15 protein-coding genes are annotated in these 17,193 nt (G+C 49.5%); 8 read left to right on the top strand and 7 right to left on the bottom strand.

The window, feature by feature from the left end:
• Positions 1-172 precede the first annotated feature (172 nt).
• Entirely contained in the window at positions 173-1,852 is a 1,680-nt protein-coding gene (locus CX664_RS11735) for an endonuclease/exonuclease/phosphatase family protein (RefSeq protein ID WP_180966474.1), read from the bottom strand.
• On the opposite strand from CX664_RS11735, the gene CX664_RS11730 reads away from it, so the two are divergent.
• The 6 genes from CX664_RS11730 to CX664_RS11705 all read left to right on the top strand — a co-directional run bounded on the left by CX664_RS11730 (position 1,829) and on the right by CX664_RS11705 (position 7,405).
• Positions 1,829-2,140, top strand: a complete 312-nt coding sequence (locus CX664_RS11730) for a hypothetical protein (RefSeq protein ID WP_180966473.1) — start codon at positions 1,829-1,831, stop codon at positions 2,138-2,140. The two genes, CX664_RS11735 and CX664_RS11730, sit on opposite strands and share 24 nt — an antisense overlap.
• Entirely contained in the window at positions 2,137-2,877 is a 741-nt protein-coding gene (locus CX664_RS11725; RefSeq protein ID WP_101746915.1) for a TrmB family transcriptional regulator, read from the top strand. The genes CX664_RS11730 and CX664_RS11725 overlap by 4 nt, the downstream gene beginning before the upstream one ends.
• A gap of 151 nt (positions 2,878-3,028) precedes the next feature.
• Entirely contained in the window at positions 3,029-3,937 is a 909-nt protein-coding gene (locus CX664_RS11720) for a nucleoside-specific channel-forming Tsx family protein (protein WP_241693310.1), read from the top strand.
• A 183-nt stretch (positions 3,938-4,120) separates the two neighbouring features.
• A complete protein-coding gene (locus CX664_RS11715; RefSeq protein WP_101746914.1) occupies positions 4,121-5,077 on the top strand; it encodes a bifunctional UDP-sugar hydrolase/5'-nucleotidase in 957 nt (318 codons plus the stop codon).
• 175 nt (positions 5,078-5,252) lie between these two features.
• Positions 5,253-6,596 carry an OprD family outer membrane porin gene (locus CX664_RS11710; RefSeq protein WP_180966472.1) on the top strand — a complete coding sequence of 448 codons (1,344 nt, stop codon included), beginning with the start codon at positions 5,253-5,255 and terminating at the stop codon, positions 6,594-6,596.
• 179 nt (positions 6,597-6,775) lie between these two features.
• Positions 6,776-7,405 (top strand): META and DUF4377 domain-containing protein, encoded by a 630-nt coding sequence (locus tag CX664_RS11705; protein WP_219622172.1) that lies wholly within the window; start codon positions 6,776-6,778, stop codon positions 7,403-7,405.
• A gap of 114 nt (positions 7,406-7,519) precedes the next feature.
• Here the strand turns inward: CX664_RS11705 and deoD are convergent, their stop codons facing one another.
• The 4 genes from deoD to deoC all read right to left on the bottom strand — a co-directional run bounded on the left by deoD (position 7,520) and on the right by deoC (position 11,758).
• Positions 7,520-8,221 (bottom strand): purine-nucleoside phosphorylase, encoded by a 702-nt coding sequence (gene deoD / locus CX664_RS11700; protein ID WP_101746912.1) that lies wholly within the window; start codon positions 8,219-8,221, stop codon positions 7,520-7,522.
• A gap of 88 nt (positions 8,222-8,309) precedes the next feature.
• A complete protein-coding gene (locus tag CX664_RS11695) occupies positions 8,310-9,545 on the bottom strand; it encodes a phosphopentomutase (RefSeq protein ID WP_101746911.1) in 1,236 nt (411 codons plus the stop codon).
• Between the two features lie 100 nt (positions 9,546-9,645).
• The gene (gene deoA / locus CX664_RS11690; RefSeq protein ID WP_101746910.1) at positions 9,646-10,962 is read right to left on the bottom strand and encodes a thymidine phosphorylase; all 1,317 of its coding nucleotides are present in this window, start codon (positions 10,960-10,962) and stop codon (positions 9,646-9,648) included.
• Between the two features lies 1 nt (position 10,963).
• Positions 10,964-11,758, bottom strand: a complete 795-nt coding sequence (deoC, locus tag CX664_RS11685; RefSeq protein WP_101746909.1) for a deoxyribose-phosphate aldolase — start codon at positions 11,756-11,758, stop codon at positions 10,964-10,966.
• 225 nt (positions 11,759-11,983) lie between these two features.
• Here deoC and CX664_RS11680 point away from each other — a divergent pair, with 225 nt between their 5' ends.
• Together CX664_RS11680 and CX664_RS11675 are read left to right on the top strand one after the other, a co-directional pair.
• Positions 11,984-12,934, top strand: a complete 951-nt coding sequence (locus CX664_RS11680) for a LysR substrate-binding domain-containing protein (protein WP_101746908.1) — start codon at positions 11,984-11,986, stop codon at positions 12,932-12,934.
• A gap of 73 nt (positions 12,935-13,007) precedes the next feature.
• Positions 13,008-13,505 (top strand): hypothetical protein, encoded by a 498-nt coding sequence (locus CX664_RS11675; protein WP_145999955.1) that lies wholly within the window; start codon positions 13,008-13,010, stop codon positions 13,503-13,505.
• A 36-nt stretch (positions 13,506-13,541) separates the two neighbouring features.
• Here the strand turns inward: CX664_RS11675 and CX664_RS11670 are convergent, their stop codons facing one another.
• Both CX664_RS11670 and CX664_RS11665 read right to left on the bottom strand, forming a co-directional pair.
• Positions 13,542-14,891: a TolC family outer membrane protein gene (locus CX664_RS11670; protein ID WP_101746906.1), complete on the bottom strand. Its 1,350-nt coding sequence runs from the start codon at positions 14,889-14,891 to the stop codon at positions 13,542-13,544.
• 51 nt (positions 14,892-14,942) lie between these two features.
• Positions 14,943-17,193, bottom strand: a 2,251-nt coding sequence (locus CX664_RS11665; protein ID WP_145999954.1) for a VCBS domain-containing protein, incomplete at its 5' end; no start/stop codon positions are given.

The raw sequence follows: 17,193 nt of genomic DNA, 5'->3' as shown, positions 1-17,193 counted from the left end.
TTGAACGGTTGGAGTCATTGGAATGACTGCCACAGTTATCCAACCACTGACTCCTGAATGCTCGAAAATCTACTACACATCAGTAGGTTAATCACAGTGCGTAAAAAGACAACCCTTTATGTCATAAAATAATTGACAACAGCGCAAGCAACAGCAGTACCGACAGCACGGTTTACCCGGTGTTTGACCCGGGTGTTCCGGAAACAGGATTCATACTTTGCCTGACCATTTTTTCCAGCCGGTCAAGCTCATTCACAATCACTGACTGTCTTTTATAATAAGTCCTGCATTCAGCAATTCTGCACAGGGGATTGACGCCTGAGAACTCTTCATCAATGGTATGCTCACCGGTCTGATCACTGATCAGGCGACCATAGTCAAACTTCAATTGCTTCACCAGATCCCTGACCTCTCGGGTGGTAAAATTCTCCGGCTTCAGACGGGCAATGGCCGCAGAAAAACCTTCCGCTTCCCGGTAGATAACAGAAACCGGCAAATGGTCAGATAACCCGCTTTCCAGATCATCAGCAACATCCAGCCCCAGTTGCCGTATTTCGGTATGGGATGCCCATTTTTTTTCAATGTCCCTGTACACCAGCTGGCGGTCATAAATACAGTGGCTTGCCACCTGGGGATGTGCTTTCCAGCGTTTGCTGCCCCACGGGTAACGCACTTTGTTTCCGGCTCCGAGATACCATGACCCATCCGGCTCCCGGCGATCTGCCGCCTTGATGGTTGCCTGGTCGCTATTGACAAAAAATGACTCGCTGCGCTCAACCAGCCGGGTATCGCTTTCTTCATCATGGGTCTCGTAGTAACTGTCAGTAAATTTTTCCCCCAGTGCTTGCCTGCCCTGTTGATACTGTTCGTTTTTAATGACCCTCCCCTGCTCATCTGACCGAGCAATGTTCAGGTCTCCCATCAGGAAGATGCCATGATGGTGTCTGTTATTTTGCCTGTCGTTATTGCTATCCGCCTCAACCCACCGTCTGATCTGCTTCAACTCGGCAACGCGGATCGCATCATAGGTTTGACCGTCCTTAGCCTGAAGGTGGGTATTGTATACCACGGCCGTTTTATCGTTACCGAGATCCAGTACGATGCGCAGCAGCCCTTTATTGGCCAGCTGGTCTTCTGCGGCCAGATCAGAGAACGGCCGGAATGAAACCTCCTGTACGGGATATTTGCTGGCAATGGCCAGGCCACTGTTCAACCCGGTTTCCCGGGGGGCAACACTGTGCACAATATGATGGTAGTGGCCACTGAGATCCTGGCAGAGTCGCTTCGCCGCCTGCTGGTCAAACACCTCCTGGAAGCAGACAACATCAGGGATAACGTCAGGATTGCAGGTTAATGCTGCGGCAATTTCCCCACTGCGCTGCTGTGATGAGCGCAGGTCATTGAGATTACGGATAAACGACGGCATCAGGCCAGTGTTGTAGGTCATCAAATGCAGGCCCTGCTCAGGATGATAGACGGCGGGTGGCACAGAAGACTGAATCAGGGAAATGTCGTTCCTGAACAGGTTACCGATCATGCGCAGGGAGAACCCCAGGATTCCCAATGCCAATGAAGGCACCAGAAATAAGGTGACGGCAGTCACCCGGGCTACTTTCCTGGCCCACAGTGGTACATTTTGCGTCTGTTTTTCACCCTCGGAAGGCGTGCTGCTTTTGCCGGGTCGGTCATGGGCGAACAGCCTGGTTGCCGAATCGGCGACCAGAGAAACCGGTCGGGACAGAAACCGGCCAAGGTAATGGCAACCACGGCCAAAGCGGTTGTGAGAATAAACATAGTGATTATCTCTGGAAACATACTGGGTCTGAGCTTGCGCTGGCCGGACTTCAGGCATGAAATCTCCACGGGTTTGTCTGCTGCTTATATCAGCCATCGACAATTACGCTCACCACTTAAAAGACTGTCGCACCGTTTTGCCTCCAAACTTCCCGCACCATCGAAAAAATACGATTCCCGGATTTTTTTTCAGCAAGAAACAGTAAGAAGGCTATTCTTGCCCAAGGTCAAAAACCTTTGGCGCGCCGGGCTGGTTGCCAATCCTCCTGCCCTTGGTGAAAATGCGGGTTTTCTGACAGGCACTGTTTATGACTCCGACCACATTAACCCGATACCCGTGCTATGAATCTTGATACTCTGGAAAATCTTGGTCTTAGCCAACGGGAAGTCAGTACTTATCTGGCCCTTTTAAGACTTGGCTCAGCATCCATCCGGGATATTGCTGCGCAAACCGGCATCAATCGCGGCACCACCTACGAAACCCTGAAAGACCTCGCTGGCAAAGGTGTTGTCAGTTACTTCCCGAAAGGTAAGCGTCGCATCTTCTCGGCTGAACCTCCGGAAAAGCTGCTGGAGCTGGCGGAGGAAAAACGACAGTCTCTGGACACTACCATTGAAGAGATGAAGCTCAGGCTGATCCCGCAACTGAATCATCTTAAGCCGGATTTCAGTGCCGGGAATGTCCGCTTCTACGAAGGAGACAGTGGCATTGAGTTTGTACTCAAAGACATTCTCAATACGGTAGCCCGGCAACAAGACCGGGAATACAGTGTCTTTTCCTCCAAGTTGATTCGCCATCACCTGTACCGCCCGTTTCCCAACTACACACAGCAGCGTATCCGCAAGAATATCAAGGTGCGGGTGATTGCCATTGGTGAAGGCGGGGAGGATGCCGAGCTGTCTGAGCGCAAGTGGATTGACGCCAAAGGGCGCATGGATGCCAGCTATATTGCGATATATCCGCCAAAAGTTGCGATGATTTCCCTGGGTTCCAGAAATTACCCGGTCGCTGTCGTGCTGGACTCACCGGAAATTGCCGCAGCTCAGCAAATTATCTTCGAGACACTGTGGAGTACGCTTTAATTGGCCGCGCTGGATCGATCGGGCAGCTGGCAAGAATTCATCAAAATCTTTTCTATACTTGTCACACATCGGGCCTGTGTCACCAGGAGGTTTCACAGGCTTCCCTCTTCAATTTCACTGCTCACTGTTGAGTCTGAAACGGAGTCTGATTGTGAAAAGCTACTGCCTGAAATTATGGTGGCTGATCTGTGTCGCCGCTCTTGTTCCCCTACTTACTCCCACCGCCCTGGCCACAGACCATAACGATGGAACGCCCCTCAGTAATGACTTCAAGTGGATGAATCTGAACCTGATGTATGCCTACAAAGAGCTACCTCGAAGAGAAGATGAAGCCAATGATGGGCATGACTATCTGGAGCTGGAGTTTGGCGGGCGTTCAGGCATTCTTGATCTGTATGGGTATGTGGATGTGTTTAATCTGACCAACGGGGATAACAGTGATAAGAAAGACAAACCCAAAATGTTCATGAAGTTTGCCCCACGGTTATCACTGGCAGGGTTATTTAATAACTTGCCCTGGGGGCCGGTGACAGATATTTACCTGGCTACCCTGTTTAACTGGGGTGGCGGTGGTGGCGCTAACTTCGACCCTGTCAGCAAAAAAAACATTCCGGGAGAAGATGCTAACAGCTCATTCTGGGGTATTGGCTCCGACCTACAGGTTCCCTGGTTTGGCAAGATGGGGCTCAACCTGTATGGATTTTATGATCTTAACCGAAAAGAGTGGAATGGCTACCAAGTTTCCACTAACTGGTTTACGCCATTTTATACCTTTCAGAACGGCTCATTTATCAGTTACCAGGGATACCTTGATTATCAGTTTGGAGGAAAACAGAACAAGACTCTCTATCCCAACAGTGCTAATCCTGACAAGGATCATGCAACCAGCGGTGGGGCAATGTTCAATGGTCTTTACTGGCACTATGACAAGTTTGCACTGGGTTATGGTTTAAAACTGTATTCAAATGTTTACCTGATAAAAGATGGAGGTAACGCATTTGGAGCCAAAACCAAAGCAAGCGGCACCAGCCATTTCTTTGCGATCAGCTATAAATTTTAATAACCATTGCTGATAATTCTGTTCCTTTCATTTTACCCGGCAAGGATGCCAGCCTTGTAGAATCCCTATTCAAATCGATAATTCATTGCTTACAGAATACTTGCAGGATAATTAACTCATAAAGACACAAGTACCAGGGAACAGATGTTATATTGGAGATAACTCTTCCCGGAAGTCATCTTTATGCAGTCAAAACCGGCGTGTACAGCAGTTACGCAGCATAAATCCTGGCCGAAACTGATCATCAATGCCTTATTAGCTTCTGTGCTTGTTGCATTGGCTTATTTCTGGGTCTCACAGGAAAACCAGAAACCCGGTTACATTTATGACAAGACTTACAAGCTGACCATTCTTAACACCAGTGAGCTTACTCATGAATATGACAATGGAAAGTCAAACAGCAGTGATCAACTGATTCAACGGCAGGCGCTGATCAATAAAATACGCAAAGAAGTAGAAGCCGATGGCGGGAAATTATTGTTACTCTCCGGAGGAGAACTCAGCACCAATGATGACATCCTGAACCTGAAACAACTGAACCAGCTGGGCTATAACGCCATGGCGGTGAGCCCATTATTATTTGATGAGCCGCTGAACAATATCCGCAACCAGGAAGCCGCTGCTGACTTTCCTTTTTTGTCCGCCAACCTTTATGAATCTGAAACAGGCCGTCCCGTGTTTGATGCCTACGCCCTGTTTGACTTCGATGGGCTGCGCATTGCCGTTATGGGGATTACCAGGCCAGGCGCTGTTAATGATGTCATTTCAGAGTACCGCCGGGGTATTGAACTGATTGATCCGGCACTGGCAACGTCAGAGCTGATACCCTATCTGAGAAGACAGGCAGATATTGTTATTGTTGCCACTCATGCCATCCATTACCCAAAACTGATCAGATCTGGCAGCAAGCCAGTGTTTCCGGTAGCCAAAATGGAAGGTATTGACCTGCTGGTAGGTAATAGTGCCCTACCCCACCATGAGTCTTACCATAGGACTGAATCCGGTACACCTTTAAATGCATCTGAATGCTGCTCAGCCATTAAAAGAATTGACCTGGAATTTCGTAATGGGGAGTTAAAGAAAATAAACTCTTTAAAAATCAATCTTATTAGCCAATTAGAATCCGGACCTGGCTATTGAGTACACCATTTAATTCAAACACGGTTATTAATGAGACTATAGTAATAAAATTTTTTTTACATCCGCTTAATAAAACACCATTATCTTATTCTATCGGTTAATTTCTCTCAGCTTCTGATAAAGCATCTATACTTGCTCTACTCAATCACAATCATTGATTAAGCAGGTATTTATTTTGACCCGTTTAAAACCCTATTTATTATCTTATGCTGTTGCTCTTTTCAGTGTGCCTGTTATAGCCAGTGACAGTTATGATTCATTTATCAGTGATACCAAAATCGATGGCAAAGTACAGAGTGTATTTTTCGATGATGAGAATACCACTGACAATATAACCAAAGGTGCATGGACAGGTGCAGTATGGCTTAATGCAGAAACTGGCTACCTGGCTGACTTTGTCAGTGTTGGAGGCTCGGCCTACCGGGTTGCCAAATTGGATATGAAGCATGGTAATGCCACCTCCAGCAACCTGCTGAATGCTGATAACGAAGGCTTTGGTAAAATCGGTCAGATATGGGTGGATTTCAAATTGCCTGACAGCTATGAAGGCCTTTCTGCCGATGTCAAAATTGGTCGTCAGCTGCTTGAAACCGGTCTGGTCACCATCTCAGGCTCCCGTTCGGTTCCCAGTGCCTGGCAGGGAGTGGATGCCAGTGTTGCCATGGACGGTTTCAAAGGCAAGGTTGCCTGGTTAAATGAAGTTTCCGGAAGAACTCAGTCAGGCTTTCACCCTATTGTGAATGAAGACGGTAATAAAATTGACTGGGTAATGGGCATGCAGCTGGGCTACACCTTTGAATTAGCCAACCAGAACAGCCTTGAACTCCAATACCGTAATGGTCTTGCAGATAACTATTTAACGGCTCATAACGGTAATGTCTGGTTAAAAATGCCCCTTTATGGTGGTTCCGAGCTGACTCTTGGTGGGATGTACTTCTATGCCAAACAGGATGGAGACCTCTGGGGAGCAAGTGAGCGGGATGGCTCATTTGAAAACAAGGCGGAATTAGGAAATCTGAATGCAACCCTGAACAGTGGTCCATGGACATTTAATGCAGCCTTCAATTACACAAAGGCCAACACAGCAGCCAACTCTATTACTAATGGCCATCACACTATAGGCCATTACAACTATAACTTCGGTGATAACACCCACGGTGTCTGGGATGTACCCACTTCCGCCAACATATCCGACTTTAATTTCAATAAAGAGAAAGCCTGGCTGATTGGGGCTGAATATGATTTCAGTGATATTGGGCTTGAAGGTTTATCACTGGGTTACAACTTCGTCTATGGATCAGGAATGAAGGCAAAAGAACTGAATGGTACTGCACATGACGTTGCCGAACACGAGCATGACCTGACCATGAAATACAATTTTTCCCAGTGGGGAATGAAGGACCTGCAATTCAAACTTGAATATGGCTATTACAGGAATGATGAAGCATTCCGTAGGGCTACCGGTCAGAATGAATCAGAAAAACTGCGAGCCTGGTTAAGTTACAACTTTACTATCTGATCAGTGATATTCCATCTGATTCATTTTATCAGGCAGCTCTGTTGAGCTGCTTTTTTATCTACTGGTTTAATTCAATATTTTGGGTTTTCAGATACTCTTTTAATAGCTGGCAGGCACTATAATCAGCGATAATTATCGTTATTTTTTTGTCTTAAATCGGTAGCCTGCCGGAGTTATCAATGAAAATTGTGCAGCTTGGGGTTGTAATAATGTCGGTACTTCTGACCGCCTGTAATACCCTGCCTGAAGGTCGATGGCAGGAAGCCAGCCCTGCACCCATTACCCTGGATATCAAAGATGATCGCATTGCTGCCCATGCCGGGTGCAACCGACTGATGGGTTCGGTCAAAATGCATGGTGATCGGCTGGTCGTAGAGCAGCTCGCCAGTACACTGATGATGTGCCATGGTGAAGAAGCCGAAAAGGAAGAAGCCTTAAAACAGCTATTGGGTGATAAACCCAGGGTTCAGATGTCCGGTGATCAACTGATACTCAGTACCAATACTTCCAGCTATGTCTTCAACAAGCAGCCCAACATGGAAGATGGCGTGACCCGCTTTATTTATGTTGCCCCGGAAAAAACACCCTGTACTGGCGTAGCCCCAATGGAGTGTTTGCAGATTCGTGAGTCTAAAGAAGATCCCTGGACCCTGTTTTACGGTGATATCGAAGGTTTTGAGTTTACGCCCGGGATTGCCTATCGCCTGCGTATCAAAGAATTTGATGTTCCAAACCCGCCAGCTGACGCCTCCAGCAAACGATGGATACTGGACCTGGTTGTAGAGCAAGAGTGGGTTGACAATCAGTAATACCTCGTGCCCACGCAGAGCATGGGAACGAAGGGGGAAGGCACAGCCCCTGAATAAAGACTGAATCACTCCGCTCAAGGTGAGCGGAGGTTGTACCTATCAAACGCATTGAAACTACAGCAGGGACTTCAGCGCAACTTCAATCATCTCATTGAACGTTAACTGACGGTCTTCCGGTGGCAGTGCTTCTCCGGTACGGAGATGGTCACTGACGGTACAGATGGCCAAACCCTGTGCGCCAAACTCAGCACAAACGCCGTACAGGCCAGCCGCTTCCATCTCGACACCCAGTACACCGTATTTCTCCATGGTATCAAACATGGCTGCATCCGGATTGTAGAACAGATCTGCAGAGAACAGGTTGCCCACTTTCACCGGCAGGTTCATGGCACGGGCAGCATTCACGGCATTTTCCAGCAGCCCATAATTGGCAATCGCCGAAAAGTCGTGGTCCCGAAAACGCATGCGATTCACTTTGGAATCTGTACAGGCACCCATACCGATCACAATGTCGCGAACCTGAACGTCCCTGGAAATAGCCCCACAGGAACCGACGCGGATCAGGCTCTTAACACCGTACTCGGTAATCAGCTCTTTGTAATAAATAGATGCCGAAGGAATGCCCATACCAGACCCCATAACAGACACCCGGACACCCTGGTAGGTGCCGGTAAAGCCCAGCATGTTACGCACATCCGTTACCTGTTCGGCACCTTCCAGGAACGTTTCGGCGATATGTTTGGCACGTAAAGGATCCCCTGGCATCAGGCAGACATCAGCAAAGGCACCGGGCTTGGCATTAATATGAGGTGTCACAGTTAAATCCTCGTTCTCGATAAAACACGACGATTAAAGTGCATCAAGGATGGTTTCCTTGACGCGGATAAGGTGGCAATAGCCAAACTTAGCCCTGCTCAAAGATCTCAGGCAAAAACGATGTGCCGTAGTCCATAGGCTCCAACTCAAAATAGCTGGCCAGTGTCTGCCCGATATCGGCAAAGGTTTCCCGCTGACCCAGGGCACATGGCATCAACTTTTTACTGAATGCCAGAACAGGAATGTGTTCACGGGTATGATCCGTTCCTGGCCAGGTTGGGTCACAACCATGGTCTGCCGCGATAATCAGAAGATCATCGTCGTCCATATAATAAAACAGGTCTGGCAGCATGGCATCCAGCTGCTCCAGCGCACCGGCGTAACCGGCTACGTCTCTGCGGTGCCCGAATGAAGAGTCAAAATCCACAAAATTGGTGAAGATAATGGTGCGATCACCCGCTTCAATCAATGCTTTACGGGTTGCTTCAAACAGGGCTGGAATACCCGTTGCCTTTACCTTTCTGGTAATCCCCTGGTTGGCAAAAATATCGGCAATCTTGCCAATACTGACCACTTCGCCACCACTGGCTACCAGCTTATCCAGTACCGTGGGTGCCGGGGGCAATACAGAAAAGTCCCGACGGTTACCGGTGCGCTGAAAGTCCCCTGCATCATCACCAATGAATGGTCGGGCAATCACACGTCCGATGTTGTATGGTTCAAGAATCTCACGGGCAATCTTGCTGACGTCAAGCAGACGATCAAGGCCAAATGTTGCTTCATGGCAGGCAATCTGAAAGACGCTATCGGCCGATGTATAGACAATCGGCTTGCCGGTTTTCATGTGTTCTTCACCCAGCGCTTCCAGAATGCTGGTACCCGAGGCATGACAGTTACCCAGAACCCCAGGAAGTTCGGCTTTGTCGATCAACTCATCCAGCAGTTCCTGCGGGAAACTGTTTTTCTCATCGCGAAAATAGCCCCAGTCAAACAGCACCGGAACACCTGCCATTTCCCAATGGCCGCTGGGCGTGTCCTTGCCACTGGAGAGTTCTTTGGCATAGCCATAAGCACCGATAATCGGCATATCATTGACCATCCCCTTGGGGAACTCACCACAGGCGTCCCTTGCCGCATGAACCAGGCCAAGACTGGACAGCTCCGGAAGGGTTAACGGGCCTTGTCGACCAATATCTGCCTCGCCATCGGCACAAGCCCGGGCAATATGTCCAATTGTATTGGAGCCAACATCGCCAAATTTATCAGCGTCTTCCGTAGCTCCAATACCGAATGAATCCATAACAAGGATAATTGCACGTTTCATTCGCTACTCCTGACCTGCAATGGTTATGACCGCTATTTGTTGATAAAAATGCACCTTCCGGCTTGTTTCCAAACCCGTGACTCGAAGGTACATTGTCAGCTTAAAGCCGTTGGTAAACCAGAGAATGGGTTGGCGGCACCTGTTCAGCAAAACTGAGTGCACCGCGAAGCATATCTGCCGCCTGGTTCCATGACGCTTCTGAACTGGCATGGAGCATGGCAATGGGCTGTGAAGGATCAATCCTGTCACCCAGTCGGCAAATTTCCGTAAAGCCTACTCCATAATCAATGGTATCAGAAGCAACTTTTCGACCTCCGCCCAACTGCACCACGGCCATGCCCACTTCCCGAGTATTCATGGCGGCAAGATAACCCTCGGCCTCCATGTACACGGGCTTAACGATGGCCGCAGTGGGCAGGTAATGGTTGTACCGTTCAACGAAGTCCGACGGACCACCAAGACCGTGCACCATTCTGCCGAAGACATCAGCCGCCTGACCATTGTCCAGTACTGACTGCAGTTTTTCCCTGGCTTGCTCAATTCCGGCAGCAAGCCCCCCGGATACCAGCAGCTCTGCGGATTGCGCCATGGTAATTTCCAGCAGGCGGTCATTGCGATATTCACCCGTAAGGAACTGCACGGCTTCACGAACCTCAACCGCATTCCCGGCAGAAGAGGCAAGGCACTGGTTCATATCCGTCAGCAATGCCGTTGTTTTCACCCCGGCCCCATTGGCTACCTGAACGATACTCTGCGCCAGTTCCACCGACTGCTCGAAGGTTGGCATAAAGGCACCGCTGCCTACCTTGACATCCATTACCAGGGCATCCAGCCCTTCTGCCAGTTTTTTCGACAAAATAGAGGCGGTGATCATGGCAATGGATTCAACCGTTGCCGTCACATCACGAACACCATAAATCCGTTTGTCCGCAGGAGCCAACTCACCAGTCTGGCCGACAATCGCAACACCGGTCTCCCTGACCACTTTCCGGAACAGCAACTCTGAGGCACTGGTCGTATAGCCGGGAATACTGTCCAGTTTGTCCAGCGTGCCCCCGGTATGCCCAAGACCACGGCCTGAAATCATCGGCACAAAACCACCACAGGCGGCTGTCATGGGGCCAAGCATCAGGCTGACCACATCGCCAACACCGCCGGTGGAATGTTTATCCAGAATAGGGCCCGGGAGATGATCTGACGACCAGTCCATCACCTCGCCGGAATCACGCATGGCACAGGTCAGGGCAATTCGCTCATCAATATTCATCCCCTGAAAGTACACGGCCATGGCCAGCGCACCGATCTGGCCCTCCGACACCGAGTTATCCGTGACACCGGCAATGAAACTGCGAATCTCCTGCTCGCTGAGTGCCTCACCTTCCCGCTTACGTCGAATAACTTCCTGTGGCAGAAACATATCAGTACCCTTCTTTGCTGGCTTCACCCTGTTTCAGGCCCAGGGCAATCAACAGATTCCCCAGCAGACTGCTGGCACCAAACCGGTAGTGACGCGAGTTTACCCAGCCATCGCCCATAATTTCATCCGCCATGTCCAGGTGTAATGCCGCGTCTTCTGCGGTTCTGATACCACCGGCAGGCTTGAAACCAACCTGTGTGTTGCCACTGTCGCGGATGGCTTCCAGCATGATCCGTGCAGACTCTGGTGTCGCATTGACCGGTACCTTGCCAGTCGAGGTTTTAAGAAAATCAGCACCGGCCGCAATGGCGATGTCGCTGGCCTTACGAATCAGGGCAGGGTCCTTCAGCTCACCGGTTTCAATAATCACTTTCAGCAGGACCTGTTTTTGGCCACTGTCGTCAACACCGCAAACATCTTTGCAGCGGCGAACCAGCTCGGCACCAACTTCTTCGTTGCCCGCCATCAGTGCCCGGTATGGAAATACGACGTCAACCTCATCAGCACCATAGGCAATCGCAGCCCTGGTCTCTGCAACAGCGATTTCAATATCATTATCGCCGGCAGGAAAGTTGGTTACCGTGGCAATAGCAACGTCGTTCAGGCCGAGGGCGTTCAGTGTTTTACGGGCAATAGGGATGAAGCGGGGGTAAATACAGACAGCCGCCGTGTTTCCGGCTTCGGTATGGGCCTGATGGCACAGAGCAATGATTTTCTCCGGGGTATCATCGTCATTCAGGGAAGTAAGATCCATCAATTGCACAGCCTGACGGCTACGGGCATTAAGATCAGTCATGGGGCAACCCCTCTGGATAAATGGGCATTGACGGGTAGTTGAGAGTAGCAATGAACGGGAAGCTTCACTTCCATTCATTAGCCAGTGGAGCCTGATTCAATAGTATACCAACCAGTAATCTAAACCGTTTTCTTTTATGAAATTTGTAGTGAAAAATTCTGAATAGAAACAACGCCGTTCAGGTATGATTGCCAGCCTTATCTACTCAACTCATTGTCGCCTTCTATGATCCCAACGGAAACGCTACAGATTGTTCGGGCAGTTGCCCATTTTCGTAACTTTACGGCGGCCGCCAGGCATCTGCATAAAGTGCCCTCGGCAATCAGCTATACCGTTCGGAAACTGGAAGACCGCCTGGGCGTACAGCTGTTTCTGCGCGATAGCAAACGTGTTGAATTGACACCCGCCGGTGTACACTTTATCGAACATACCGATAAACTGCTTGCCGATCTGGAGGAGCTTGAAAACAGTACACAACAACTGGCTACCGGATGGGAGAGGGAGCTGCGTATCGCCCTGGATAACGTGGTCAATCAGGGCAAGGTCTACGACCTGATCAATGATCTGCAGGAAGTTCGACCGGAAACCGAGCTGGTGATCAACACCGAAGTCTATAACGGTTCCTGGGACTCTCTGTTTCATGGCCGCTGTCAGATTGTGATTGGTGCCCCCCAGGATATCCCGGAAGCCATCCTCAACCAGGATCGTTTTGCCTGGCGCTCAATGGGTAATATGACCTGGGACTTTGTGGTTGCGCCAGACCACCCCCTGGCCGGGCAAAATGAACCTCTTTCCATGGCAGAGCTGCAGGGGCACCGCTCAATTTGTATCCAGGATACCTCGCGGTTTTTCCGTCATGGCTACAACCTGCTGCTGGAAAACCAGCAGGTGCTTCTGGTACCCAGTTTCAGAGCCGCTATTGAATGCCTGCTTAGAGGACTGGGGGCCACGATTCTGCCCAACCACTTTGCCAGACCCTATATCGAAGCAGGCTTGCTGGTTCGCAAAGAAGTGCCAGACCTGCATTATAATGACGGCTGTCTGCTGGCCTGGAACCAGGAAAACATGGGGCAGGGCCTGAAGTGGGTGCTTGACTGGCTGGGCTCTGAGGCATGGCTGAATAAAGTCTGGCTGCAATACGATGAACAGATGCCAATGGGCTATCACGTCCCCTGAATGGTGTCACCCGAAAAAAGTCAGTAATACTGGCGGAGTTGTTAGACAATCTGCTGCAAAATCAATGGTATAAATGACTGACATTGACTTGCAGGGGAGTACCGCCATGGAATCGATCAGGCCATTTTTCGGTGAGCAGAAGTTAACCATACAGGACCTGAGCCAGGATATGGTTGGCCTGCACAGTATGGATAGTATAGATAACCCGCTGGGCTGCCATGACAGCACACTGGTGCAGATTGAGATGTACAGCCGGATGATCTGCTACGGCTTCAATAACCCATTCCCTCATTCACGTCTGCACCTTGCTTTCGCGCTTCTCAGCATTAAAAGCCTGTTGCATCAGATCAGTCTTGCCGAGCTGGTGATGGGTTCTGCCGAGATTAAAGAGACACCGGTCAAGCAGGTACGCCCGGATATCCAGCATATGGAAAAGCTTGAAAAGCTGTTGGACTGTCCGATGATTGCCGGCAGTCTGCCAACGCTGAGAGAAGCACTTCGGTTTGTCCACAGCAGGGACCAACAGGAAATTTACAACATTCTCAGGCGTAAGCTCAAAGGAGAAGGTTAAATCCAAATGGGGGCACTTGCCCCCTTGACTATCGACTTAACGTGCCGCAACCACTTTCACACCACAATCATTCTCAACGGGCAGGCTGGCGTCTATTGCCGTCAACAGCGAACCCGTGCTATTCAACAGGCGGAACTGGTTAAACAGCAGATCATAACGGGCATTGATTTCACTCTGACGGGCAGATGTGTACTCATTCTGACTGTCCAGCAGATCAATGAGCGTACGGTTACCGATCAGGAACTGCTTGTCATAAAGCCCTCTGGATTTGCTCGCCTGAACCACATGCTCTTCCAGCGGCCGCAAACGACGAAATCCATAATCAATCGCCACCCAGGCCAGTCGAATCTCTTCCTCCACCTGACGACGAGCCCGGTTGCGCACTTCCATCGCCTCATTCACCAGTTTGCTGGTCTGGCTGCGGCGAGCCTTATCACCGCCGCCGTTGTAGAGGTTATACGTCATATTCAATTTAGCTACATGGCTATAGGTATCCCCTTTACCACCATTGGCATCGGTATCCCAGTTGGCTCCCACCTCCAGCTCCAGGCGGGGCATAAAGGCACTCTTACTCGCTTCATATTGAGCTTCCGCTGCTTGCACATCTGCGCTGGCCAATTTCATCACCGGATGAATTTCTGTGCCCAACTTTAACGCTGCCTCCAGAGAAGACGGTGTACCTGCTGGCACTTCAGGCAACGTATAGGAAGCAGGGAGATTACCCACCAGACGCTGGTACTGTGTTTTTACATCACGAAGTACAGACTCGGCACTGATCTCATTGGCCCTGGCCAGCACCAGACGACTCTGGGCCTGAGCCACATCGGCCTCATTGCTGCGGCCTTTGCGCCCCTGTTTTTCGATCAGTTCAACGACACGTTCATGCTCAGCAGAATTAGCCTGCATCAGTTCAACAACCGACTGCTGACGCATGACATTGATATAGGCCTGGGTCACCCGCAGTGCCGTATTACCGGCTACCGAACACACCTCCTGGGCAGCGGACGCCTGCCTCGCCTTCTGGCGATCCACCTCACTGCCAACCGCAAAACCATCAAACAACATTTGACGTGCAATCAGGGAGGCATCACGCCGGGTCCTGTCCTGGTCTTTACTGTCAGCATCGCCCGCATTAAACGCACCAATCGTTGTACTGTTACGGCTGTTCTCATACCCAATCCCGGCCGTTAAATCCACACTGGGCAGATACCCTGCCTTAGCCTGGGTAATTTCATCCATACGGGCATCCGCTTCGGTAGTGCGGATCAGAATTTCCGGATTGGTCGCCAGCGTCTGGTTGATGGAATCCAGCAGGGTATCTGCCCGGGTATTGGCGGTTAACACTGCGGCAGACAACAGTGATACTTTTAAAAACGTCGGAAACATCCTTTTTTCGCTCCTTTTCCAATTCGAATTATGGTTAGTTTTATTGCGTATTTAAACAATCAGCTGGCCGTTGTTAATCAGCTGTTGAAGTACATCATTGCCATCAATACCATTGCCCGGATTATCCAGATCACTCCAGCCAGTGGTATTACTAAAGACGATCTTTAGAGAGTCTGAACTGCTTTCATCGTTACTGGTTGTAAAACTAATGGTGGCTATCTGTGACTGCTCATCATAAGACGCGCTAATGCCTTCCCGCCCTAATATTTCAGCAATCAGTGTTTCACCGGTAGCCAAGTCCACAAGCCCCGAGATATCCAGAATATCGCCATTCTCAGCGTCCGGTTTTCCAAGAGCAAAATCCAGCAGAGTATCTGTCTGAACCGTTTGACCATCAATCAGGTCTGAAATATTGAAAGCAAAAACATCGGTAGCGCTTACTCCATCCGGATCACCTTTCAGCGTATCGTCACCGGCCCCGCCTGCCAGATAATCCGAACCTTCGGTACCCTCCAATGCATTAGAGCCATTATCGCCTGTTTGATAGGCTGTAAAGTTCACTGTAACCGTTGTTTCAGTCGTATCACCATCCTGATCAGAAATTGCAACGACCAGATCAATTCCGCTGGTTCCTGAACCATCAATCAGCCCAGCTCCAGAGCCCGACGTTTGAACCAAATAAGCATCAATATTCGGAGCTGTGTTATCAGGATCCCCGGGAATCTTCAGAATATCAGCATCAATCCCACTGCCTGCAGGGTCATGTACCGTTACAGTGATATTTTTTCCAATAGTTTTTTCATCTTTATTGGCCTGCTCCTGACTGGTGGCACTGACCGCCAGTATGATTTTTCCAGTAAAATCAGGCGGTGGTAGAATCCGAATATTACTCAAATCCCAGTCAGTGATATTAACGCTGGATATGCCCTCTGAAAGATTGGTGATATTTGATCCATCCCATAACCGTGCACCGGCAGGAATACCACTCAACATAATCTCACTGATGATCTCTGACCCATCATCATCGATCAGCACTGCATTTATATTTGATATCTCAATATACGTGTTTTTTGCTCCCGTATTCACTGCTATCGGAAAGTAACCACCATCATTTGTACCTGACACAAAGTTCCCGAATTGACCACCGGCATTTTCCAAATCATCAACACTGGCGTAAATATGAAAGTTAGCGCCGGTTAATGCCTGAGGACTACCACCGTCAACAGCAACATTCAGGGAGAAAGCCCCCCTATGAGATGCATTATGGACATATAGCTCAAGCGTATAATATCCAGACTCTGAAGGAATAAATTTATCAGTAGTATAATTGCCCCAGCTATTACCCTTAGTTGTGAACAGCACCGCTCCACCAACTTCCAGCCTCATCAAGTCATCATGGTAGCCAGAAAACGTGTATTTCTTCCCAGCTTCCAGGTAAATCAGCCCGGTTACGGCATAGGAGTCATCCGTATCAATATTGATGCGATTTCCAGCATCACCAAAACCATCCAGTTTTTTCGACTCCTCGGTGGGAGTCGCATTATCCATAATGACTTCCTGTTCACTGGCATTCTGGCCATTCACATTCTGCGGACCATTACCCAACTCATCGTAGAAACGATAGAGCAGGCCTGTAGAAGGTGGAGGGGGCACCGCCAGACCACTATCAGCAGAATTATTGATATTTTCATCAAGCTGAAGACCAGGCTGATCAGCAACCGGCGTGACATCAATCACCAACTCGTAATCACTTTCACTAAAGTCATTACCGTCACTGACCTTGAACTTGATTGTTGCGTATTGATCACCACTTTCATGTGCTGTTGGATCATCTGGGTCATTAGGAATAAATCGTAACTTGTTCCCATTAATATCAGTTATTGAAATCTCCTGCCCAGCCGTTACAGGCTCCCAGCCATTCTCTCCCTGATACTCCAAGGAACCAGAATCACTCAACGAGGTAATTTTAATCGTGGTAAGTGCATCATTTTCAGCATCACTGTATGTACCAAAATCGTCAACACGAAGAATTCTTACTTCATCTTCATTAATACGAACTCTGTCGTTTGTTGATAGTGGTTTGTCATTAGCCCCATTGATGGTGACGGTCACGTCCTGCGGAACCTTGCCACCGTTGCCATCATCCACCGTGACGGTGAAGACGGCTTTAATGGTTTCTCCCTGGCCCAGGAAGTCCAGCTCGGCCTCGGTGATGCGGTAATCCCAGCCGACGCTACCGTTGTTGGTGTTATCCGCCGTGTTGGTAATGCTGAACGCCGCCTCGATGGCTGCCTTCTGGTCA

The organism is Endozoicomonas acroporae, from assembly GCF_002864045.1.
Lineage (GTDB): Bacteria > Pseudomonadota > Gammaproteobacteria > Pseudomonadales > Endozoicomonadaceae > Endozoicomonas > Endozoicomonas acroporae.
The sequence above is the reverse complement of the archived record's forward strand: the minus strand, read 5'-3'. Positions and strand labels throughout refer to the sequence as shown.